Origin of the sequence: Streptomyces jumonjinensis (assembly GCF_009600885.1) — a bacterium.
GTDB lineage: Bacteria > Actinomycetota > Actinomycetes > Streptomycetales > Streptomycetaceae > Streptomyces > Streptomyces jumonjinensis.
Genome location: NZ_VCLA01000117.1, coordinates 60,047 through 81,476 on the forward strand (window position 1 = coordinate 60,047; position 21,430 = coordinate 81,476).

Below are 21,430 nucleotides of genomic sequence, written 5' to 3' on the forward strand. Positions count from 1 at the left end.
CACACCCGTCACACCCCACCATCGCCCAACCCGCCAGTCCCGAAGGGCAGGTGATGGCCTCGGGCGGCGGTCCGCACCCTCCGTGAGGGGGGCGCGGACCGCCGCCGGGCCGCGCACAGTGCTTGCTTATGTCATCCGGCGCTTGTTCGCCGTCGCCATGATGCTGATGGTCGTGACTCTGACGACCTTCGTCATCTTCTTCGTGCTCCCCAAGTGGGCGGGCTCCGACCCGGCGTATCTCTTCGCCGGAAAGCAGACAGACCCGGCCGCGATCGAGGGCATCCGGCAGAAGCTGGGCCTCGCCGATCCGGTGCTGGTGCAGTTCTGGAACTTCGTCCAGGGTCTGTTCGTCGGCCGGGAGTACGCCAACGGCGCGGATGTCACCAACTGCCCGGCCCCCTGCTTCGGCTACTCCTTCCGTACCGAACAGGACGTCTGGCCGCAGCTCACCGAGGCGATCCCGGTCACGCTCTCGCTCGCGGCGGGCGCCTGTCTGCTCTGGGTCGTCGGCGGGGTGGCCGCGGGCGTCGTCTCCGCGCTGCGCCGGGGCACCCTGTGGGACCGGACCGCGATGACCGTCGCCCTCGCCGGGGTCTCCCTCCCCATCTACTTCACCGGTCTGCTCTCGCTGGCGGTCTTCAGCTATCAGCTGGACTGGATCAGCGGCGAGTACGCGCCTCTCGAAGAGGACTTCGCCCAGTGGTTCCAGACGCTGGTGCTGCCCTGGATCACCCTGGCCTTCCTGTACGCGGCGATGTACGCGCGGCTCACCCGGGCCACCATGCTGGAGATCATGGGCGAGGACTACATCCGCACGGCCCGCGCCAAGGGACTCACCGAGCGGGTGGTGATCGGACGGCACGCGATGCGCTCCACCTGGACGCCCGTGCTGACCCTGCTGGGCCTGGACCTCGGAGCGCTCCTCGGCGGGGCGGTGCTCACCGAGTCCACCTACAACCTGCCGGGACTCGGACGGCTCGCGATCGAGTCCATCAGCGCCAAGGACCTTCCGGTGATCCTCGGCGTCACCCTCTTCGCGGCGCTGTTCATCTGCATCGCGAATCTCCTCGTGGACCTGCTGTACGCCGTCGTCGACCCGCGAGTGAGGATCGGATGAGCAACCCAGACAAGACCGGGGCCGCGCAGTCCGGCCCGGCGGCGCCTGAGGCGCCTGAGGCGCCGCTGTCCGGCCTCGTGCCCGGCGAGGTCGCCGAGGCCGGTTCCGCCGCCCCGTCCGCCTTCCTCGAAGTCCGCGATCTGCGGGTCCACTTCCCCACCGACGACGGACTGGTCAAGTCCGTCGACGGCCTCAGCTTCCAGCTGGAGAAGGGCAGGACGCTCGGCATCGTCGGCGAGTCCGGCTCCGGGAAGTCCGTCACCTCGCTCGGCATCATGGGTCTGCACACCGCCGGTCAGTACGGCCGCCGCAAGGCGCGGATCTCGGGCGAGGTCTGGCTCGACGGCAAGGAGCTGCTCACGGCCGACCCGGACGAGGTGCGCAGGCTCGGCGGCCGGTACATGGCGATGATCTTCCAGGACCCGCTCTCCGCGCTCCATCCGTACTACACGATCGGCCGGCAGATCGTGGAGGCGTACCGGGTCCACCACGACGTCGACAAGAAGACCGCGCGCAAGCGGGCGGTCGAGATGCTCGACCGGGTGGGCATCCCCCAGCCCGACAAGCGGGTGGACAGCTACCCCCATGAGTTCTCCGGCGGGATGCGCCAGCGCGCGATGATCGCGATGTCGCTGGTCAACAATCCCGAGCTGCTGATCGCCGATGAGCCGACGACCGCGCTGGACGTCACCGTCCAGGCCCAGATCCTCGATCTGATCCGCGATCTCCAGAAGGAGTTCGGCTCCGCGGTCATCGTCATCACCCACGACCTGGGCGTCGTCGCCGAGCTCGCCGACGACATCCTGGTGATGTACGGCGGACGCTGTGTGGAGCGGGGGCCGGCCGAGAAGGTCTTCTACGAGCCCCAGCACCCCTACACCTGGGGTCTGCTCGGCTCGATGCCCCGGATCGACCGGGACCAGACCGAACGGCTCATCCCGGTCAAGGGCTCCCCGCCCAGCCTGATCAACATCCCCGACGGCTGTGCCTTCAATCCGCGGTGCCCCTACGCCGATGTGCCGGACGGCGACCGGACGCGTACCGTCCGGCCCGAACTGCGGCCGGTGGGGGAGCGGCACTTCTCCGCCTGCCATATGGCGCAGGAGGAGCGGACGCGGATCTGGACCGAAGAGATTGCGCCCAAGCTGTGAGCGATGCCCGAGCGGTGAGTGAGAACGTGAAGATTCCCGAGCAGTCCTCGCCCCCGGAGCCCCCGGACGCGCTGCTGAAGGTCGAGGGGCTGGTCAAGCACTTCCCCATCCGCAAGGGGCTGCTGCGCCGGGAGACCGGGGCGGTGCAGGCGGTCGACGGGCTGACCTTCGACGTACGCCCCGGGGAGACGCTGGGCGTGGTGGGCGAGTCGGGCTGTGGGAAGTCCACCATGGGGCGGCTGATCACCCGGCTGCTCGAACCGACCGGCGGGAAGATCGAGTTCCAGGGGCACGACATCACCCATCTGGGCGTCGGCGCGATGCGACCGCTCCGCCGCGACGTTCAGATGATCTTCCAGGATCCGTACTCCTCGCTGAACCCCCGGCACACCATCGGCACCATCGTCTCGGCCCCCTTCCGGCTCCAGGGCATCACGCCCGAGGGCGGGGTGAAGAAGGAGGTCCAGCAGCTGCTGGAGCTGGTGGGGCTCAATCCGGAGCACTACAACCGCTATCCGCACGAGTTCTCCGGCGGCCAGCGCCAGCGCATCGGCATCGCGCGGGCGCTCGCGCTGAAGCCGAAGCTCGTGGTGGCCGATGAGCCGGTGTCCGCGCTGGACGTCTCCATCCAGGCGCAGGTGGTCAATCTGCTGGACGATCTCCAGGACGAGCTGGGGCTCACCTATGTGATCATCGCCCACGACCTCTCGGTGATCCGGCATGTCTCGGACCGGATCGCGGTGATGTATCTGGGCAAGATCGTGGAGCTGGCGGACCGGGCCTCGCTGTACGAGTCGCCGATGCACCCGTATACGAAGGCGCTGCTCTCCGCCGTGCCCATTCCGGATCCGCGCCGGCGCGGGGTCAGGAGTGAGCGGATTCTGCTGACGGGCGATGTGCCGTCGCCGATCTCGCCGCCCTCGGGGTGCCGGTTCCACACCCGGTGCTGGAAGGCGACGGAACTCTGCAAGGAGCAGGAGCCGCCGCTGATCGCGCTGGCGGCGGGGCGGCAGGTGGCCTGCCACCACCCGGAGAACGCGGCGGACCAGGCGCCCGGGGATCCGGCTCCGGCGTCGGCGGGGGAGGCGGCCGGTTCCGCGCCGGGGCCTTCGGGGGAGGCGGCCGGTTCCGCGCCGGAGAGCGAGGGCGGCGCGGGGAAGTAACGTACCCGGGTCCCCGGAGCGCCTGGTTCCGCTTCCGGTGGGGGACGGCCGGGGGAGGTCCGGGGAACCGGCACAATCGTGCGGTGCTCCAAGAACTGTTCAATCCCTCCGTCCAGCATGCGCTCGACCTCGCCGGAATCTTCGTCTTCGCGATCTCCGGCGCACTCCTCGCCGTACGCAAGAACTTCGATGTCTTCGGCATCGCCGTGCTCGCCGAGGTGACCGCGCTGGGCGGAGGACTCTTCCGCGATCTGGTCATCGGGGCCGTGCCCCCGGCCGCTTTCACCGATCTCGGCTACTTTCTGATGCCCCTGGTGGCGACCGCCCTGGTCTTCTTCCTCCACCCGGAGGTCGAGCGCATCCAGACGGGCGTCAACGTCTTCGACGCGGCGGGCCTCGGACTGTTCTGCGTCACCGGGACGGTCAAGGCGTACGAGTACGGTCTCGGCCTGACCTCATCGGCCGTGCTGGGCCTCGCGACGGCGGTCGGCGGCGGCGTACTGCGGGATGTGCTGGCCAATGAGGTGCCGTCGCTGCTGCGCTGGGACCGTGATCTGTACGCCGTCCCCGCGATCGTCGGCGCGACCATCGCGGTCCTCTGCATCCGCTTCGACACCCTGAACGCGTTCACCAGCGGGCTGGCCGCGATCACCGCGTTCTCGCTGCGGCTGCTGGCGATGCGCTACCACTGGCGGGCCCCGCGCGCCTGGAATCGCCGCTCGGCGACGGCCGACGACGGTCAGTGAGCCACAGGCGACGGTCCCAGCGGTCTGCGGTACGGCTGGGGCGGATGAGTCCGCTGAGTCCGCCGAGGCAGAAAGCTACCGCTCAGTATGCTGTTCTTGTACGGTACCGCTATGGCACAGGCAGTTCAGGCAACCATCGGGGACAGCGAGTTCGACCGCGACACCGCCGTCACCCGGCGTGCACCGGGCGTCTACGACGCGGAGCTCTCGGCGGGCTGGACGATCATCCAGGCCGTCAACGGCGGATATCTGCTCGCCCTGCTCGGCCGGGCGCTGGCCGACGCGCTCCCGCACTCCGACCCCTTCACGGTCTCGGCGCACTATCTGAGCGCTTCCGTGCCGGGTCCCGCGGTGATCCGCACCGATGTCGTCCGCACCGGCCGCACCCTCTCCACCGGACAGGCGTCGCTGCTCCAGTACGACGAGAACGGCGCCGAGGTCGAGCGGATCCGCGTCCTCGCCGCCTACGGCGATCTGGACGGTCTGACCGACGACGTGCACACCTCCGCGGTCCCGCCGCGGATGCCCCCGTACGAGCGGTGCCTCGGCGCCTCGGACGGCCCGCCGCCGCCCGTGCCCGGCAGCTCGGCGATCCTGGACCGGCTGAACCTCAGGCTCGACCCGGCCACCGTCGGCTGGGCGGTGGGCGCGCCCTCCGGCAAGGGGGAGATGCGCGGCTGGTTCGGCCTCGCGGACGGGCGGGACGCCGATCCGCTCTCCCTGCTGCTGACGGTGGACGCGCTGCCGCCGACCTCGTTCGAGCTGGGGCTGAAGGGGTGGACGCCCACGGTGGAACTGACCGCCCATGTCCGCTGCCGTCCCGCGCCGGGGCCGCTGCGGGTCGCGATCACCACCCGCAATCTCGCCGGCGGCTTCCTGGAGGAGGACGCGGAGGTCTGGGACAGCCGGGACCGGCTGGTGGCGCAGTCGCGCCAGCTGGCGAAGGCCCCGCGCTGACCTGCGGCCCCCGCCGTACGGGGCGCGCCTTCGCGGTCGACCGGGCAGAGCCTTATGTTCGAGATGTGCCCCCGCCCGTCGCGGGGCCCGCGAAGCCGGGCGGGGATCATCTCGACGCGTCCGCGTGACGCGATGGAGGACGACTCCCCATGGACCCGCACCACGACACCCTCACCACCGCCGACGACGGCCGCACCGTGCTGCGGATGGAACGCCATCTGGCGCACCCGCCGCAGGAGGTCTGGGACGCGCTCACCCGGCCCGAGCGGCTGGCGGGGTGGTTCCCCGCGGAGATGAGGGCGGACCCGCGGCCCGGCGGGACCGTGGAGTTCCACGCCCCCGGGGCGGGCGGGCCGATGGGCGCCGGCACGGTCACCGACGCCGACGAGCCGCGTCTGTTCGCCTACACCTGGGACGGCGACCTGCTGCGCTGGGAGATCGCCCCCGAGCGGCAGGGCTCCCGGCTGACTCTGGTGCACACCTTCGGCGACCGGTTCGGCGCGGCGAGCTTCGCCTCCGGGTGGCACGGGTGCCTCACCGTGCTGGGCCAGCTGCTCGACGGCGAGCGGCCCACGACCATGCGCGATGCCGACGGCGAAGTCCATGAGGAGTACGTCGCCCGGTTCGGTCTGGACCGGGGCACGGTGGACGCCATCGGGGACGGCTGGCGCATCCGCTTCGAACGCCAGCTGGTACGCCCCGCCGAAACGGTGTGGGCCGAGCTGGCGGCGGGCTCCACCCCGCTGCTCGGCGGGCCCGCGCCGAGGGGCTTCACCACTCCCGCCACCCCGCCGGGGCGGATCACCGCCCTGCGCCCGCCCCGGCTGCTCGCCTACGCGTGCGCCCCGCCCGGAGAGGTCCGCTGGGAGCTCACCGAGGGCACCGGTCACGGCCCCCGGCTGATCCTGACCCAGACCGGCCCCGGCACCGTGTCGCCGCAGTCCGCGCTGGAGGCGTGGGGGACCCGTATCGCCGAACTGGCGGCGCGACTGCGCCGGAGATGACCCGGGGGGCCGGGACCGGTCCATCGGGCAGGGGCAGGGGCAGGGGCAGGGGCAGGGAAGGGCCCGCGCCCAGGCAGGAGCGGTCCGTCAGCCCCGTACTCGTGCGCTCGGGCCCGCTCCGGTAGGCCCGTACCCCCCTCTACCCCGCCCGCGCCGCGACCAGCCTCGTAGAATCGTGGCCACCATGGCATACCTCGACCACGCTGCGACCACTCCGATGCTGCCGGAGGCCGTCGAGGCGATGACCGCGCAGCTCACCGTCACCGGCAACGCCTCGGCGCTGCACGCCGCAGGGCGGCGGGCCCGGCGGACCGTCGAGGAGGCCCGCGAAGCGCTCGCCGAGGCGCTCGGGGCCCGGCCCAGCGAGGTGGTCTTCACCTCCGGCGGCACCGAGGCCGACAATCTCGCCGTCAAGGGCCTGTACTGGCAGCGCCGCGACGCCGACCCGGCCAGGACCCGGGTGATCGCCAGCCCCGTCGAACACCATGCCGTGCTCGACACGGTCGAGTGGCTCCGCGAGCACGAGGGCGCGACCGTCGAGTACCTCCCGGTGGACTCCTACGGCAGGGTGCACCCCGAGGCGCTCCGGGAGGCGATCGAGCGCGACCCCGGCGATGTCGCGCTCGCCACCGTGATGTGGGCCAACAACGAGATCGGCACGATCATGCCGATCGACCGGCTCTCCTCGGTGGCGAGGGAGTTCGGCGTACCGCTGCATTCCGACGCCGTCCAGGCATTCGGTCAGACCGAGGTGAGCTTCGCCGACTCCGGGCTCGCCGCCATGACCGTCTCCAGCCATAAGATCGGCGGCCCGTACGGCATCGGGGCGCTGCTGCTCGGCCGGGAGTACGAGCCCGTCCCGGTGCTGCACGGAGGCGGCCAGGAACGGCATGTCCGCTCCGGCACCCTCGACGCCCCTGCGATCGCCTCCTTCGCGGTGGCGGGCAGGCTCGCCGCCGAGCGCCATGAGTCGTTCGCCCGCGAGGTCGGCGCGCTCCGCGACGAACTGGTCCGGGCCGTCCGCACGGCGGTCCCGGACGCGATCCTCGGCGGCGACCCCGATGACCGGCTCCCGGCCAACGCGCACTTCACCTTCCCCGGCTGCGAAGGCGACTCCCTCCTCCTTCTCCTGGACGCCCAGGGCATCGAGTGCTCCACGGGGTCGGCCTGCACGGCGGGAGTCGCACAGCCCAGTCATGTGCTCCTCGCGACGGGCACCGACCCGGACCTGGCGCGCGGGACTCTCCGATTCAGCCTCGGCCATACCTCCACCCGGGCGGATGTGGCGGCCGTCGCCGAGGCCATCGGCCCGGTGGTGGAACGGGCCCGTACGGCGGGACTGATGTAGGGCCGGCACGCCCGTACGGCCACGGCCCCGGGACGGCGGTCGGCGACCTTGCGCCACCGCCGCGCCCGGCCGACCTCATGCAGCCGGTCGCGAAGGCCCTGCGCCCGCCGCCCCGTACCGCCTACCCCGTGGCCTTCCCCGCGGCCTTCCGCGCCGAGGGCATCGCCGCGCGCACCAGCTTCAGATAGCGGTCCCAGTCCCAGTGCGGCCCCGGGTCCGTGTGATCCGTCCCCGGGACCTCCACATGCCCGATGACGTGCTCGCGGTCCACCGGCAGGCCGTACCGCGCGCAGATGCCCGCCGTGAGCCCGGCCGACCCTTCGTACATCGCCGCGGTGAAGTCCTGCGGACGGTCCACGAACCCCTCGTGCTCGATCCCGATGCTGCGTTCGTTGAACGAACGGTTCCCCGCGTGGAAGGCCACGTCCAGCTCACGGATCATCTGCGCCACATGCCCGTCCTTGCGCACCACATAGTGCGTCGCCGCGCCGTGCCCCGGGTTCTTGAACACCCTCAGCGCCGTCGGATAGCTGCCCTGCACCACATGGATGATCACCCGGTCTATGCGGTAGTCGTCGGGACGGTCCGCCAGCCGCCAGTTCGCCCGCGAGGCGGCCGTCCACTCCGCCCCCGGGTGGTCCAGCTCACCCTCCTTGCGCGGCTTGGCCATCCCCGGCACCCGCCACCACAGCCGCGCCAGCTCGTCCCGCGCCAGCACGGCGCCGCCCAGCACGGCCGCCGTGCCCCCGATCAGCATGCCCCGCCTGCCGATCCGCGGCGCACCACGGCCCCGGCGCCCCCGGTGCGCCCCGCCCTCGCCGCCTGTGGCGGCTCCGGTCCCGCCGCCGTGCTCCGTATCGCTTCCCATGCGCTCTTCAACGCACACCCGCGAGCTCCTGGTTCCCCGGGCCCGTACTCTGGTAGGGCTATGACTCAGACTTCCCAGCGCCCCCTCCGCGTGCTCGCCGCCATGTCGGGCGGCGTGGACTCCGCCGTCGCCGCCGCCCGCGCCGCCGAGGCCGGACACGATGTGACCGGCGTCCATCTGGCGCTCTCCGCCAATCCGCAGTCCTTCCGGACGGGCGCGCGCGGCTGCTGCACCATCGAGGACTCGCGCGACGCCCGCCGCGCCGCCGATGTGATCGGCATCCCCTTCTACGTATGGGACCTCGCCGAACGTTTCCGCGAGGACGTGGTCGAGGACTTCATCGCGGAGTACGAGGCGGGCCGCACCCCCAACCCCTGTCTGCGCTGCAACGAGAAGATCAAGTTCGCGGCGCTGCTCGACAAGGCGCTCGCGCTCGGCTTCGACGCGGTCTGCACCGGCCACTACGCGACCGTGGTGACCCTGGAGGACGGCAGCCGGGAGCTCCACCGGGCCAGCGACATGGCCAAGGACCAGTCGTATGTCCTCGGGGTGCTGGACGAGCGCCAGCTCGCCCACGCGATGTTCCCGCTCGGCGACACCCTCACCACCAAGGACGAGATCCGGGCAGAGGCGGAGCGGCGCGGTCTCGCGGTCGCGAAGAAGCCGGACAGCCATGACATCTGCTTCATCGCCGACGGCGACACCCAGGGCTTTCTCGCCTCCCGCCTCGGCGCGTCCGAGGGCGACATCGTCGACGAGGCGGGCGCGAAGGTGGGCACCCATGAGGGGGCCTTCGGCTTCACCATCGGCCAGCGCAAGGGCCTGCGGATCGGCCATCCGGCCCCTGACGGCAAGCCGCGCTATGTGCTGGACATCTCACCGGTGAACAACACGGTGACGGTCGGCCCGGCCGAGGCGCTGGACGTCACCTCGCTGACCGCGATCAGGCCCCGCTGGTGCGGCGCGGCCCCCGCGGGGCCCGGCGTCTACACGGCCCAGCTGCGCGCCCACGGCGGCGAGACCGCGGTGACGGCCCGCCCGGAGGGCGACGGCCTGCGGGTGGACTTCGAGGAGCCGGTGCGCGGCGTCGCGCCCGGTCAGGCGATCGTGCTCTACGACGGCACCCGTGTGGTGGGCTCGGCGACGATCTCCGCCACCCGGCGCGCGGCGGCGATGGCTTAGGCCAGGCTCAGGCCGTGTCCTCGGGACCGGACGGGGCCTGGGTGGACCCGGACGGGGCCCGGGTGCTCCGGTAGCGCACCCGGCCCCGCTCAGGCGTTTCGGCACGGGACGCCTCTGAGGGATCGCGGTCAGAGGCTTCCGGCGATGTCGAGGATGAGGTCCCTCGATCTCTCCGGAGTCAGCGCGACCCGCTCCACCGCGTCCAGGCGGTGACGGAAGTTGGCGAGTTGCGTGGGCGAGTCGAAGAAGACCGCGCCGATCGGAGAATCCACCTCCGCCGTGTCCAGATAGGGATTGGCCGCCGAGGCGTACATCATCGTGTCCCCGGCCATGGGAAAGCCCTCGACCGTGAGCGGAATGACGAGCAGCCGCACATTCGGCCGTACGCTCTCCTCCAGCAGCCGGTTCAACTGGGCTTTGGCGACCGGTCTGCCGCCCACCCGCATTCTGAGGGCCGCCTCATGGATCATTCCCACGTACGGTATGGCCGGGGTGCGGGTGAGCACCCCGTGCCGGGCCAGCCGGTGGGCGATCCGCAATTCGATCTCCAGCCTCGGCAGCGCCGGAACGAAGAGGCGGAAGAGCGCGCGGGCGTGGTCCTCCGTCTGGAACAGGCCGGGAATGTGCGCCGTCTGGAGTGTGGTCAGGGCGGCGGCGTGATGCTCCAGCTCCGCCACATCCAGGAAATCCGGCGGGATCTTTCCCCGGTACTCGTCCCACCAGCCTTTTGTACGCCCTCCGGTCATGGACGCCAGAGCGTCGATGAGCCGGGCGTCACCGCATTCGTAGATGCTCGCGAGCCGCCGCAGCCGTTCCTCGCTGATGCCGAAACGGCCCGCTTCGATATTGGAGATCATCGTGCGGTCCGCCCCGAGGCGTTCCGCCGCCACGGGTGCGGAGAGTCCCGCGTTCTCCCGCAGCCGGCGCAATTCGGCGCCGAAACGGCGTTGGCGGATGGTGGGACGGGGCCTGGGTGCCATGGTCAACTCCTTGCTTGCGCGCACAGTTTGCCGATCTCAGCGCACCTCCCGGCCGCCGGAACTCAAACGACCACTCGTTCTGGTGAGGCGGGTGGCACGAGTTCGTGCACACGGCGTGCGCCGGATCCCCTCCGGTCTCCGCCCGCGCCCGCCGGACGGTGCCTCCGGCTCCCTCGCTGGACGCCCCCCGGAGCCCGGCTCGCGCGCTGGTGCCGCCGACCCGTGGGCCCGGCTCGCCCGCCGGACGCCACCCTCCCCCGGAGCCCGGCTCGCGCGCTGGTCCCGTCGACCCGTCGACCCGTCGACCCGTGGGCCCCTGGATTCTCGCCGCCGCCGCGTCTCATCCGGTCGTCCGGTCATCCGGTCATCCGGTGAAGAAGTCCTCCAGCGTCGGCGCGAGCACATGCGGCGCCACCTCGTGCGTCTGGCCCGTGAGGGTGCGGTGCCGGCCCCGGGGCAGCGCGCCGGCCACCAGCCGGGCCGCCTCCCGCGTCCACGGCGGGCTCGCGCCCCCGTCGACCACCAGCACCCGGACGCCGATCCGGTGCAGCAGACCGGTGGGCACCGTGCCGTCGCCCATCACCTCGTGGTCATAGGGCAGGGTGTGCGCCACCGACTCCAGCCCGGCCCAGAGGGGGGAGCGGCGCAGGTCCGCCACCGTCCGCTCGGGCGTCCCGGCCTCGTCGAGGAAGACCGCGAGCGCCTCCGCGCGCCGGCCCGCGGCCAGGAGCAGCCGCATCAGCGCGAGGCGCTCCGCGGGCCGCCGGCCGGGCCGCGCCGTCGGATGGAAGGGCGGCTCGTACACGGAGAGCTGAGTGATCGGAACTCCCGCCGCCGCCGCTCTCAGCGCCAGCCCCCCGCCCGATGACATCCCGTGCACACAGGCGCCGTCGCCGACCTCCGCGATCACCGCCGCCAGATCCTCGATCTCCCGCTCGACCGCGTACGGGAAGGCGTCGCCGCTCGCCCCCCGGCCGCGCCGGTCGTAGGCGACGACACGGAAACGCGACGCGAGCAGCGCGGCGAGCGGCGCGTCCGAGGCCGCCGTGCACAGCGCGCCGCCCACCAGCACCACCGGCGGTCCCTCGCCCCACTGCTCATACGCGATGAGCGTGCCGTCCCGCGACTGCGCCTTACTGAGCGTCCGGCTCATATGGTCCATGAGAGAGCTGACCGGCCGCCGTCGCGGAACTCATCGCCCGGCACGGGATTTTTTCCCCGAACTTCGGTTGAAATGGGGACTGTTCACCGTTGTCGGCGCCGGCCCGTACGGTGACTCCATGAACATCTGCGTCTTCCTCTCCGCCGCCGATCTCGACGACCGCTACACCCGGCCCGCCCGCGCCTTCGCCGAACTGCTCGGCAAGGGCGGTCACACGCTCGTCTGGGGCGGGTCCGAGAGCGGGCTGATGAAGGTCGTCGCCGACGGGGTGAGCGCCTCCGGCGGGCGGCTGGTCGGCGTCTCGGTGGACTTCCTCGCCCATGTGGCGCGGGCCGACGCGGACGAGATGGTCATAGCGGGCGATCTGGGGGAGAGGAAGGCGCTGCTGCTCGCCAGGTCCGACGCGATCGTCGTCATGGTCGGAGGCACGGGCACGCTGGACGAGGCCACCGAGATCCTTGAGCTGAAGAAGCACGGCAAGCACACCAAGCCCGTCGTCGTGCTGAACACCGAGGGTTTCTACGACGGCCTGAAGGAACAGTTCCGGCGGATGGAGGCCGAGGGCTTTCTGCCGCTGCCCCTCAGCGACCTCGTGTTCTTCGCGGAGGACGGCGCCGCGGCGCTCGCGTATCTGGAGGAGTCGGCCGGAACCCGATGATCCGGACGGGGGCGCGGCCCGGGATGCGACCATGGTCGTCATGCCAACACATCTGATCACCGGAGCGGGCTCCGGCATCGGCGCGGCCGTCGCCCGCCGACTGCACGGCCGCGGAGACGACCTCGTACTCCTGGCGCGGGACGCCGGACGCGCCAAGCAGCTGGCCGGTCTGTACCCCGGAGCCCGCACCCTGGTCGCCGACCTCGCCGACCCCGACCGCATCTCCTGGGCGTTCTCGCACCAGCCGATGCCGGACCGGCTGGACTCCCTGCTCCACATCGCGGGCGTCGTCGACCTCGGCCCGGTCGGCGAGCTGCGCCCCAAGACCTGGCACCAGCAGCTCAACGCCAATCTGATCTCGCCCGCCGAGCTGACCCGGCTGATGCTGCCGCAGCTGCGCGCCGCCCGGGGAAACGTGGTCTTCGTGAACTCGGGCGCCGGCCTCGACGCCCACGCCGAGTGGAGCGCGTACGCCGCCTCCAAGCACGGGCTCAAGGCCCTTGCCGACGCCCTGCGCCACGAGGAGCACGGCAACGGCGTACGGGTCACCTCGGTCTACCCCGGGCGCACGGCGAGCCCCATGCAGGCCAAGGTGCACTCCCAGGAGGGCCGGGAGTACGACGAGACCCGCTGGATCGACCCCGAGTCGGTGGCGACCGCGATCATCACCGCGATCGATCTGCCGCGCGACGCCCTGATCAAGGATCTGACGGTGCGCCCCGGCCACTGACCTCCGCCCCCTTGGCCGCCGACCTCCGCCCCCGGCCGCTGACCTCCGCGGCGAGCGCCGACCTCCGCGTCGACCGCCGGGCAGGGCCGCCCTCGGCCCCGCTCCGGACCGGGCTCCGGACCGGTCATCGCCCGCCCGGGGCGTGCGCCGGTCACCGCCCGGCCGGCACGTAGTCTTCCCGGGTGACCGATCCAGTGAAGAGCGAGACGAACGAGTTCGCCTGGGGCCCCGCCACCGGCGTCGGGTCCATGCCCGGCGGGGACGCGCGGGAGGCCGCGAACACCGTCACCGGGTCCTTCGAGGGCTTCCCCCATCTGCCCGAGCTGCCCGCCCGCGGCCCCGGCTCCGACATGATCGGCCGGACCCTCGGACTGCTGGTCGAGATGTACGCCCATGTCGAGCCCAGCGGCTGGCGGATCAGCGACCGCCCCGGCCGCGACACCCGGCGTGCCCGCTCCTGGCTCGGCGAGGACCTCGACGCCCTGGAGGAGTTCACCCAGGGATACGAGGGCCCGCTCAAGGTCCAGGCCGTGGGCCCCTGGACGCTCGCCGCCGCCCTGGAGCTGCGCGGCGGCGAGTCGGTCCTCGCCGACCCCGGCGCCTGCCGCGATCTGGCCGCCTCGCTGGCGGAAGGACTCCGCGCCCATCTGGCCGAGGTACGCCGCCGGGCGCCCGGCGCACAGGTGGTGCTCCAGCTCGACGAGCCCTCGCTCACCGCCGTGCTGCGCGGACACGTCCGCACCGCCAGCGGCTACCGCACCCACCGGGCCGTGGACCGGCAGATCGTCGAGGGCGCCCTGCGGGAACTCATCGCGGAGGAGCAGACCGTCGTCCACTCCTGCGCCCCGGACGTCCCGTTCGCCCTGCTGCGCCGCGCGGGCGCCGCGGCGATCTCCTTTGACTTCCAACTGCTCACCGAGCGTGATGAGGAGCTCATCGGCGAGGCCGTCGAGGGCGGTACCAAGCTCTTCGCCGGCGTCGTGCCGTCCACCGACGCCGCATTGTCGGACCCGGCAGGTAGCGTCATGGGTGTACGGACACTGTGGCGCAGGCTGGGGCTGAATCCGGGGACTCTCGCCGAGTCCGTGGTCATCACTCCCAGCTGCGGTCTGGCGGGTGCGTCTCCGGCGTACGCCCGGGCCGCGCTCGCCCACTGCGCCCGTGCAGCGAGATCGCTCGCAGACAACCCTGAGTAATTGGGTGCCGGGGAACGGGAGGACGAAACGGTGACTGGCGAAGAGCGGACGGACCTGACCGCACAGGACGATCCGGGGCTGCCCGCACAGGCGCGGGAGCGCCATGCCGAGCTGGCCGAGCGGATCGAGGAGCACCGCTTCCGGTACTACGTGAAGGACCAGCCGGTCATCAGCGACGGCGAGTTCGACACCCTGCTGCGCTCCCTGGAGGAGCTGGAGGAGCGCTATCCGGGGCTGCGCACCCCCGATTCGCCGACCCAGAAGGTCGCCGGTCAGTACGAGACGGATCTGGCGAAGGTCGAGCACCGCGAGCGCATGCTCTCCCTGGACAACGCCTTCGCCGAGGACGAGCTCACCGCCTGGGCCGAGCGCGTCGAGCGGGACGTCGGCACCAAGGACTTCCACTTCCTGTGCGAGCTGAAGGTCGACGGCCTCGCCGTGAACCTGACGTACGAGAAGGGGCGGCTGATCCGGGCGGCGACCCGCGGCGACGGCCGGGTCGGCGAGGACATCACCCCGAACATCCGCACCATCGCCGAGATCCCCGACCGGCTGCGCGGCGACCGCGTCCCGGAGCTCGTGGAGATCCGCGGCGAGGTCTACTTCCCGATGGACCAGTTCCTGGCGCTGAACGAGAGACGGGTGGCCGCGGGCGAACAGCCGTACGCCAACCCCCGGAACTCCGCGTCAGGATCGCTGCGGCAGAAGGACCCCAAGGTCACCGCGACCCTCCCGCTCCATATGGTGGTGCACGGCATCGGAGCCCGCGAGGGCTTCGACATCGACTGTCTGTCGCACGCCTATGAGCTGCTCCGCGAGTGGGGGCTGCCCACCGCCCGCCACAACAAGGTGGTGGACTCGCTGGAGGGGGTGCGGGAGTTCATCGCCCGCTTCGGCGCCGACCGCCACTCCATGGAGCACGAGATCGACGGCGTGGTCGTCAAGCTCGACGAGATCCCCCTCCAGGGACGGCTCGGCTCCACCGCGCGCGCGCCGCGCTGGGCGATCGCCTGGAAGTACCCGCCGGAGGAGGTCAACACCAAGCTGGTGAACATCCGCGTCGGCGTCGGCCGCACCGGCCGGGTCACCCCCTACGCCCAGGTCGAGCCGGTCCAGGTGGCGGGCTCCGAGGTCGAGTTCGCCACCCTGCACAACCAGGACGTGGTCAAGGCCAAGGGCGTGCTCATCGGGGACACGGTGGTGATCCGCAAGGCCGGAGACGTCATCCCGGAGATCCTCGGGCCGGTGGCCGAGCTGCGGGACGGGACCGAGCGCGAGTTCGTGATGCCCGCGGAGTGCCCCGAGTGCGGGACGGCGCTGCGGCCCATGAAGGAGGGCGACGTCGATCTGCGCTGCCCCAACGCCCGCTCCTGCCCGGCCCAGCTGCGTGAGCGCCTCTTCTATCTCGCGGGCCGCAAGTCCCTCGACATCGAGCACTTCGGCTATGTCGCGGCGGCGGCGCTCACCAGCCCCCTGGAGCCCGCCGAGCCGCCGCTGACGGACGAGGGCGACCTCTTCGACCTCACCATCGAGCAGCTGCTGCCCATCCGGGCGTATGTCCTGGACCAGGACAGCAAGCTGCCCAAGCGCGACCCGAAGACGGGCGAGGACAAGACGGCGACGGTCTTCGCCAACCAGGAGGGCGAGGCCAGGAAGAACGCCGTCGCGATGCTGGAGAACATCGCCGCGGCCAAGAACCGCCCGCTCGCCCGGATTCTCACCGGGCTCTCCATCCGCCATGTGGGCCCGGTCGCGGCCGAGGCGCTGGCCCGTGAGTTCCGCTCCATCCAGCGGATCCAGGAGGCCACCGAGGAGGAGCTCGCCGCCACCGACGGCGTCGGCGACATCATCGCCGCCTCGCTCAAGCAGTGGTTCGCGGAGGAATGGCACCAGGAGATCCTGCGCAAATGGCGGGCCGCCGGAGTCCGGATGGAAGACGAGGGCGCGGGTGAGGAACAAGGGCCCCGGCCGCTCGAAGGTCTGACCGTCGTCGTCACGGGAACGCTGGACGACTTCACCAGGGATGGCGCAAAAGAGGCCCTTCAGAGCCTTGGCGCGAAAGTGACCGGTTCTGTTTCGAAGAAAACGGGGTTCGTCGTGGTGGGAGACAACCCGGGCTCGAAGTACGACAAGGCGATGCAGTTGAAGGTGCCCGTATTGAACGAGGCGGGCTTCCGCATTCTGCTCGAACAGGGGCCGGATGCGGCCCGTGAGGCGGCTGTGCCTGCGGAGGCGTGACAGAGGGGGCGTGCGCGGGGAGCGGACAGAGCTTGCCGAAGCACTGACCGGAGGTGCGCGGGGCGGGAACAAGACGCTTTCCGCACAGGCGGAACGACCGGTACAGGTCACCCGTTCAGCGCATAGCAGATGGATATGGGTGGTCCGGTCGCATTCGGGCAAGAGCAGTAGAGGGCTGCCCGTCGAAGCGCCCCGCCGCCTAGTGTTGAGACGTGCGCCTGTCGTGCACGGCTACGTGGTGGGATTCCCGTCGTGGTGGCATGACAAAAGGGAACATCGCCAGGCATCGGCACCGCCGGCTGTGAGAGGGACGGGAATGGAACCGACCGAGAGCGCCGCCCCGGTCCCACGACCGCGTGGCTTCGCGGCCCTTGCGGGCCTGGCGGGCATGGCTCCTGGGCTGCATATCGCCGTGGTCGCCGCCGCCGCGCTCGTCCTCGCCACCGGGATCAGCGGAGCGGCACGCCAGGACCGAGCGATCTTCCCCGGCTCCACCGTGGGCTGGGCGTTCGCCGTGCTCACCGGAATCATCGTCGGGCATCTGGTCGCGCTCGGCCGCGACCGCTGGTGGGGCGGGACCGGCTCCGGCGCGGCCCTGACCATCGCCGTCCTCCTCCTCTACGGCTGGGTGCCCGCCGGACTGATCAGCCTCGCCGTCGTCGCCCTGGTCGGCACCGTACGCAAACACCGCTGGCGGCACGGTGTGCTCCATGGCTCCGTCGACATCCTCGGCATCGGCGCGGCGGCTCTGGTCCTCTCCGCCTTCGGCGCCGCGCCGAGCGTCGAGAACCCCTGGGCGCCACTCGACTGGGGCATCGGGGCCGCGCCCGAAGTGATCCTGGCTGCCGCCGCCTATCTCGCGGTCACCCGCCTGCTTCTGTGGTATGTGCTCGCACCGCAGGGCGGCGGACTGCCCACCATCGCCCGTACGGCCCTGCTGCGGCAGGGCCTTGTCGCGGTCGCGCTGCTGGGCATCGCCCCGCTGATCTGCGTCGTCGCCGTGGCCCTGCCGGTGCTGCTGCCGCTGTTCGCCATACCGCTGATCGCCCTCGACTCCACCCTGTGGATCGCCCGCGCCAGAGCCGAGGAGCAGTTGCGCGATCCGCTGACCGGGCTGCCCAACCGGCAGTGGCTGCTGGAGCGGACCTGGGCCGCGCTGGAGGACGCGGAGACCAACGGGGCCCGGGCCGCGCTCGTCCTCATCGACCTCGACCGCTTCCGCTCGGTCAACGACACTCTCGGCCATCTCGCCGGAGACCGGCTGCTGTTGCAGATAGCCCAACGGCTGCGGCACGCCCTGCCGCGCGGCGCGGAGGCCGCCAGACTCGGCGGCGACGAGTTCGCGGTACTGCTGCCGACGGCCGACTCCATCACCAGCGCCCAGCGCGTCGCCCGCCAGCTCGCCATCGAACTGTCCTCGCCGCTGGACCTGGACGGGCTCACCCTGGTGCTGGAGGCCAGCGCGGGAGTCGCCGTCTTCCCGGAGCACGCGCTGGACGCCGAAGGGCTGCTGCGCCGCGCGGATGTGGCGATGTATCAGGCCAAGCGCGACCGCACGGGCGTGGAGGTGTACGAGTCCAAGCGGGACAGCAACACCCCGGACCGGCTGGGGCTCCTCGGCGATCTGCGCCGGGCGCTGGACGCCCGCGAGGTGGAGCTCCACTACCAGCCCAAAGTCCGCTTCGACGGGCATGTCGCCGGGCTGGAGGCCCTGGTGCGCTGGGACCACCCGGACCGGGGCCGGGTGCCGCCGGACGAGTTCATCGCCATCGCCGAGTCCTCCGGGCTGATGCCGCATCTCACCGAGTACGTCCTCGACACGGCGCTCGCCCAGGTCGCCAAATGGCGGGCCCAGGGACTGAAGGTCCCCGTCGCGGTCAACGTCTCCCCGCGCGATGTGCACACCCCCGGGTTCGCGGGGGCGGTCGCCGCCCGGCTCGCCCGGCACGGGGTGCCGGCGGGAGCGCTCCAACTGGAGATTACGGAGCATGTGCTGCTGGAGGACCCGCAGCGGGCGGCGGACACCCTGGCCGGGCTCACCGACCACGGGGTGAAGATGTCCCTGGACGACTTCGGCACCGGGTACTCGTCGCTGGTCCATCTGCGCCGGCTGCCGGTGAGCGAGCTGAAGATCGACCGCTCGTTCGTGGCCAGGCTGGCGGTGGACACCGAGGACGCGGAGATCGTGCGCTGCACGGTGGACCTGGCGCACTCCCTGGGTCTGCTGGTGGTGGCGGAGGGGGTGGAGGACGACGAGACCTGGGAGCGGCTGCGGGACCTGGGGTGCGACGCGGTGCAGGGGTGGCTGGTGGCCGCGGCGATGCCGCCGCAGGAGGCGACGGCCTGGCTGCGGGCCCGCGGTGAGCGGGGCTGGCACCGGCAGCCCCGGACACCGCCCCCGGCCGTGCCGGGGCCGCCTGCGCCCCAGCCGCCCGCCCCTGCCCCGTCGGACGCCGACAAACCGTCGAGCCAGGTAGTGCCCTGATTCTCGGGCGGCACCCGGCGGTCTGGCGGCCCCCGGCGGCCGGTACAGGCCCGGCATAGGCCCGGCGGTTCCGGCACAGGCTCGGCGGCCCGGCGGTTCCGGCACAGGCCCGCAGCTCCGCGCAGGTCCGTGAGGCCCGTCAGGCCCGCCAGGTCTGCGCAAGGCCCGTCAGGCCGGGTGAAGGTCCTGCCCCCTGGCCGCACAGGCCCCGCCGCGAGCCCCTGGACCCGCCGACGCGCGGACCCTCCCTCCGGCCCCTCCGGCCCCTCCGACCCGGGCACTCCCGGTGGTCGGACGGGCACGGAGCGCTCTCGCGACGGGGGGCGTGGCAATCCGTTTCGTGGTGAGCCGCTCACGCCCCATAGGATTGGCCCCAAACCACACACACTCACCCCTGAGGATCGCTGCATGCCTGGCATTACGCGCGAGGAGGTCGCCCACCTCGCCCGGCTGGCGCGTCTGGAGCTGTCCGGCGATGAACTCGACCACTTCGCCGGTCAGCTCGACGACATCATCGGCGCGGTCGCCCGCGTCGCCGAGGTCGCCGAGCAAGATGTGCCCCCGACCTCCCACCCGCTGCCGCTGACCAATGTCATGCGCGCGGACGAGGTCCGTCCGTCGCTCACCCCCGAGCAGGCGCTCTCCGGCGCCCCGGCCCAGGAGCAGCAGCGTTTCAAGGTGCCGCAGATCCTGGGGGAGGACTAACACCATCATGACGGACATCATCAAGCTCACCGCGGCCGAGATCGCCGCCAAGATCGCCGCCGGTGAACTCACCGCCGTCGCGGTCACCGAGGCCCACCTCGCCCGTATCGACGCCGTCGACGAGAAGGTCCACGCCTTCCTGCACATCGACCGCGAGGGCGCGCTCGCTCAGGCCCGTGCCGTCGACGCCAAGCGCGCCGCCGGCGAGAAGCTCGGCCCGCTCGCGGGCGTGCCGCTCGCGCTGAAGGACATCTTCACCACCGAGGGCGTGCCCACCACCGTGGGCTCCAAGATCCTTGAGGGCTGGATCCCGCCGTACGACGCCACCCTGACGCGGAAGCTGAAGGAGGCCGACGTCGTCATTCTCGGCAAGACCAACATGGACGAGTTCGCCATGGGGTCCTCCACCGAGAACAGCGCCTACGGCCCCACCGGCAACCCCTGGGACCTGACCCGGATCCCCGGCGGCTCCGGCGGCGGCTCCAGCGCCGCGCTCGCCGCCTACCAGGCCCCGCTCGCCATCGGCACGGACACCGGCGGCTCCATCCGCCAGCCCGCGTCCGTCACCGGCACGGTCGGCGTCAAGCCCACCTACGGCGGCGTCTCCCGCTACGGCATGGTCGCCTTCTCGTCCTCGCTGGACCAGGGCGGCCCCTGCGCCCGTACGGTCCTGGACGCGGCCCTGCTCCACGAGGTCATCGCGGGCCATGACCCGCTGGACTCCACCTCCATCGACGCCCCGGTCCCGCCGGTGGTGGAGGCCGCCCGCAACGGCAGCGTCGCGGGTATGCGCGTCGGCGTGGTCAAGCAGTTCCGCGGCGAGCACTACCAGGCCGGAGTGATGCAGCGGTTCGACGAGGCCGTCACCCTTCTCAAGGAGCTGGGCGCCGAGATCGTCGAGGTGGACTGCCCCTCCTTCGACCTGGCGCTCTCCGCGTACTACCTGATCGCGCCCTCCGAGTGCTCCTCGAACCTCGCCCGCTTCGACGCGATGCGCTACGGCCTGCGCGTCGGCGACGACGGCACGAAGTCCGCCGAGGACGTCACCGCCCTCACCCGTGAGGCCGGTTTCGGCGACGAGGTCAAGCGCCGCATCATGCTCGGCACGTACGCGCTCAGCTCCGGCTACTACGACGCGTACTACGGCAGCGCCCAGAAGGTCCGTACGCTCATCAAGCAGGACTTCGACACGTCCTTCGAGCAGGTCGATGTGATCGTCTCGCCGACGACCCCGACCACCGCCTTCCCGATCGGCGAGCGCGCCGACGACCCGATGGCGATGTACCTCGCCGACCTGTGCACCATCCCGACCAACCTGGCCGGCAACGCGGCGATGTCCCTGCCGTGCGGTCTGGCCCCGGAGGACAACCTCCCGGTCGGGCTCCAGATCATCGCTCCCGCCATGAAGGACGACCGGCTTTACCAGGTCGGTGCCGCCGTCGAGGCCGCCTTCGTGGAAAAGTGGGGCCACCCGCTGCTGGAGGAGGCACCGTCGCTGTGAGCGCTCTGACCAAGGCCAAGGGCTTCAAGAAGTCGAAGACCGGCACCTATCTGTCGATCGGCACCACCGCCTTCGGGGCGGTCGGTGTCCTCAAGCAGGCGAAGAAGGCCCGCTCCGAGCAGGACACGCTCCGGCTGATCGACGCCGCGATCTCCGCCGCCGCCATCGTCACGGGCGTCGCCCTGCTGGTGCGCGAGTTGAAGCGCATCGGCGACGACGACGTCCTGTTCGGCTGAGAG

19 protein-coding genes are annotated in these 21,430 nt (G+C 71.7%); 16 read left to right on the top strand and 3 right to left on the bottom strand.

The annotated features are described in order from the left end of the window. The first annotated feature begins 118 nt into the window (after nucleotides 1–118). From FF041_RS13600 to FF041_RS13630, 7 genes are all read left to right on the top strand, one after another. Entirely contained in the window at nucleotides 119–1,117 is a 999-nt protein-coding gene (locus tag FF041_RS13600) for an ABC transporter permease (RefSeq protein ID WP_350802646.1), read from the top strand. Then, nucleotides 1,114–2,268, top strand: a complete 1,155-nt coding sequence (locus FF041_RS13605; protein ID WP_228388187.1) for an ABC transporter ATP-binding protein — start codon at nucleotides 1,114–1,116, stop codon at nucleotides 2,266–2,268. The genes FF041_RS13600 and FF041_RS13605 overlap by 4 nt, the downstream gene beginning before the upstream one ends. Nucleotides 2,269–2,282: 14 nt before the next feature. Further along, on the top strand, nucleotides 2,283–3,431 hold the full coding sequence (locus FF041_RS13610; protein WP_323391836.1) for an ABC transporter ATP-binding protein: 1,149 nt from the start codon (nucleotides 2,283–2,285) through the stop codon (nucleotides 3,429–3,431). A gap of 83 nt (nucleotides 3,432–3,514) precedes the next feature. After that, on the top strand, nucleotides 3,515–4,177 hold the full coding sequence (locus FF041_RS13615; protein WP_323391837.1) for a trimeric intracellular cation channel family protein: 663 nt from the start codon (nucleotides 3,515–3,517) through the stop codon (nucleotides 4,175–4,177). 111 nt (nucleotides 4,178–4,288) lie between these two features. Then, nucleotides 4,289–5,134, top strand: coding sequence for a thioesterase family protein (locus FF041_RS13620; RefSeq protein WP_153523076.1), 846 nt, complete (start codon nucleotides 4,289–4,291; stop codon nucleotides 5,132–5,134). 149 nt (nucleotides 5,135–5,283) lie between these two features. Further along, entirely contained in the window at nucleotides 5,284–6,138 is an 855-nt protein-coding gene (locus tag FF041_RS13625; protein ID WP_153523077.1) for an SRPBCC family protein, read from the top strand. A gap of 184 nt (nucleotides 6,139–6,322) precedes the next feature. Then, on the top strand, nucleotides 6,323–7,486 hold the full coding sequence (locus FF041_RS13630; protein WP_153523078.1) for a cysteine desulfurase family protein: 1,164 nt from the start codon (nucleotides 6,323–6,325) through the stop codon (nucleotides 7,484–7,486). Between the two features lie 121 nt (nucleotides 7,487–7,607). Here FF041_RS13630 and FF041_RS13635 read toward each other — a convergent pair whose 3' ends face one another. Then, nucleotides 7,608–8,354: an N-acetylmuramoyl-L-alanine amidase gene (locus FF041_RS13635; RefSeq protein ID WP_153523079.1), complete on the bottom strand. Its 747-nt coding sequence runs from the start codon at nucleotides 8,352–8,354 to the stop codon at nucleotides 7,608–7,610. A 60-nt stretch (nucleotides 8,355–8,414) separates the two neighbouring features. On the opposite strand from FF041_RS13635, the gene mnmA reads away from it, so the two are divergent. After that, nucleotides 8,415–9,536, top strand: coding sequence for a tRNA 2-thiouridine(34) synthase MnmA (gene mnmA, locus FF041_RS13640; protein ID WP_153523080.1), 1,122 nt, complete (start codon nucleotides 8,415–8,417; stop codon nucleotides 9,534–9,536). Nucleotides 9,537–9,664: 128 nt separating this feature from the next. On the opposite strand, the gene FF041_RS13645 is transcribed toward mnmA, so the two are convergent. Both FF041_RS13645 and FF041_RS13650 read right to left on the bottom strand, forming a co-directional pair. Beyond that, complete coding sequence (locus tag FF041_RS13645) at nucleotides 9,665–10,516, bottom strand: helix-turn-helix domain-containing protein (RefSeq protein ID WP_153523081.1); 852 nt, start codon at nucleotides 10,514–10,516, stop codon at nucleotides 9,665–9,667. A 364-nt stretch (nucleotides 10,517–10,880) separates the two neighbouring features. Then, on the bottom strand, nucleotides 10,881–11,678 hold the full coding sequence (locus FF041_RS13650) for an alpha/beta fold hydrolase (protein WP_153523082.1): 798 nt from the start codon (nucleotides 11,676–11,678) through the stop codon (nucleotides 10,881–10,883). 118 nt (nucleotides 11,679–11,796) lie between these two features. Here FF041_RS13650 and FF041_RS13655 point away from each other — a divergent pair, with 118 nt between their 5' ends. From FF041_RS13655 to FF041_RS13690, 8 genes are all read left to right on the top strand, one after another. Continuing rightward, complete coding sequence (locus FF041_RS13655; protein ID WP_153523083.1) at nucleotides 11,797–12,336, top strand: LOG family protein; 540 nt, start codon at nucleotides 11,797–11,799, stop codon at nucleotides 12,334–12,336. Between the two features lie 31 nt (nucleotides 12,337–12,367). Next, nucleotides 12,368–13,066 (top strand): SDR family oxidoreductase, encoded by a 699-nt coding sequence (locus tag FF041_RS13660; protein ID WP_153523084.1) that lies wholly within the window; start codon nucleotides 12,368–12,370, stop codon nucleotides 13,064–13,066. A 182-nt stretch (nucleotides 13,067–13,248) separates the two neighbouring features. Continuing rightward, nucleotides 13,249–14,262, top strand: coding sequence for a methionine synthase (locus FF041_RS13665; RefSeq protein WP_323391838.1), 1,014 nt, complete (start codon nucleotides 13,249–13,251; stop codon nucleotides 14,260–14,262). Between the two features lie 30 nt (nucleotides 14,263–14,292). Beyond that, the gene (ligA, locus tag FF041_RS13670; protein ID WP_323391839.1) at nucleotides 14,293–16,500 is read left to right on the top strand and encodes an NAD-dependent DNA ligase LigA; all 2,208 of its coding nucleotides are present in this window, start codon (nucleotides 14,293–14,295) and stop codon (nucleotides 16,498–16,500) included. A gap of 316 nt (nucleotides 16,501–16,816) precedes the next feature. Further along, a complete protein-coding gene (locus FF041_RS13675) occupies nucleotides 16,817–18,985 on the top strand; it encodes a putative bifunctional diguanylate cyclase/phosphodiesterase (protein ID WP_153523085.1) in 2,169 nt (722 codons plus the stop codon). A gap of 408 nt (nucleotides 18,986–19,393) precedes the next feature. After that, nucleotides 19,394–19,690, top strand: a complete 297-nt coding sequence (gatC, locus tag FF041_RS13680; RefSeq protein ID WP_153484617.1) for an Asp-tRNA(Asn)/Glu-tRNA(Gln) amidotransferase subunit GatC — start codon at nucleotides 19,394–19,396, stop codon at nucleotides 19,688–19,690. A gap of 7 nt (nucleotides 19,691–19,697) precedes the next feature. After that, nucleotides 19,698–21,191, top strand: a complete 1,494-nt coding sequence (gene gatA / locus FF041_RS13685; RefSeq protein WP_153523086.1) for an Asp-tRNA(Asn)/Glu-tRNA(Gln) amidotransferase subunit GatA — start codon at nucleotides 19,698–19,700, stop codon at nucleotides 21,189–21,191. Beyond that, nucleotides 21,188–21,427, top strand: a complete 240-nt coding sequence (locus FF041_RS13690) for a hypothetical protein (RefSeq protein WP_323371897.1) — start codon at nucleotides 21,188–21,190, stop codon at nucleotides 21,425–21,427. The genes gatA and FF041_RS13690 overlap by 4 nt, the downstream gene beginning before the upstream one ends. The last annotated feature ends 3 nt before the right edge of the window (nucleotides 21,428–21,430 follow it).

Excerpts from the sequence above, each read along its gene's own strand:
- FF041_RS13605 (WP_228388187.1), top strand. The coding sequence starts at position 1,114 with ATGAGCAACCCAGACAAGACCGGGGCCGCGCAGTCCGGCCCGGCGGCG.
- FF041_RS13620 (WP_153523076.1), top strand. The coding sequence starts at position 4,289 with ATGGCACAGGCAGTTCAGGCAACCATCGGGGACAGCGAGTTCGACCGC.
- FF041_RS13625 (WP_153523077.1), top strand. The coding sequence starts at position 5,284 with ATGGACCCGCACCACGACACCCTCACCACCGCCGACGACGGCCGCACC.
- FF041_RS13630 (WP_153523078.1), top strand. The coding sequence starts at position 6,323 with ATGGCATACCTCGACCACGCTGCGACCACTCCGATGCTGCCGGAGGCC.
- FF041_RS13635 (WP_153523079.1), bottom strand. The coding sequence starts at position 8,354 with ATGGGAAGCGATACGGAGCACGGCGGCGGGACCGGAGCCGCCACAGGC.
- mnmA (WP_153523080.1), top strand. The coding sequence starts at position 8,415 with ATGACTCAGACTTCCCAGCGCCCCCTCCGCGTGCTCGCCGCCATGTCG.
- FF041_RS13645 (WP_153523081.1), bottom strand. The coding sequence starts at position 10,516 with ATGGCACCCAGGCCCCGTCCCACCATCCGCCAACGCCGTTTCGGCGCC.
- FF041_RS13650 (WP_153523082.1), bottom strand. The coding sequence starts at position 11,678 with ATGGACCATATGAGCCGGACGCTCAGTAAGGCGCAGTCGCGGGACGGC.
- FF041_RS13655 (WP_153523083.1), top strand. The coding sequence starts at position 11,797 with ATGAACATCTGCGTCTTCCTCTCCGCCGCCGATCTCGACGACCGCTAC.
- FF041_RS13660 (WP_153523084.1), top strand. The coding sequence starts at position 12,368 with ATGGTCGTCATGCCAACACATCTGATCACCGGAGCGGGCTCCGGCATC.
- FF041_RS13675 (WP_153523085.1), top strand. The coding sequence starts at position 16,817 with ATGGAACCGACCGAGAGCGCCGCCCCGGTCCCACGACCGCGTGGCTTC.
- gatC (WP_153484617.1), top strand. The coding sequence starts at position 19,394 with ATGCCTGGCATTACGCGCGAGGAGGTCGCCCACCTCGCCCGGCTGGCG.
- gatA (WP_153523086.1), top strand. The coding sequence starts at position 19,698 with ATGACGGACATCATCAAGCTCACCGCGGCCGAGATCGCCGCCAAGATC.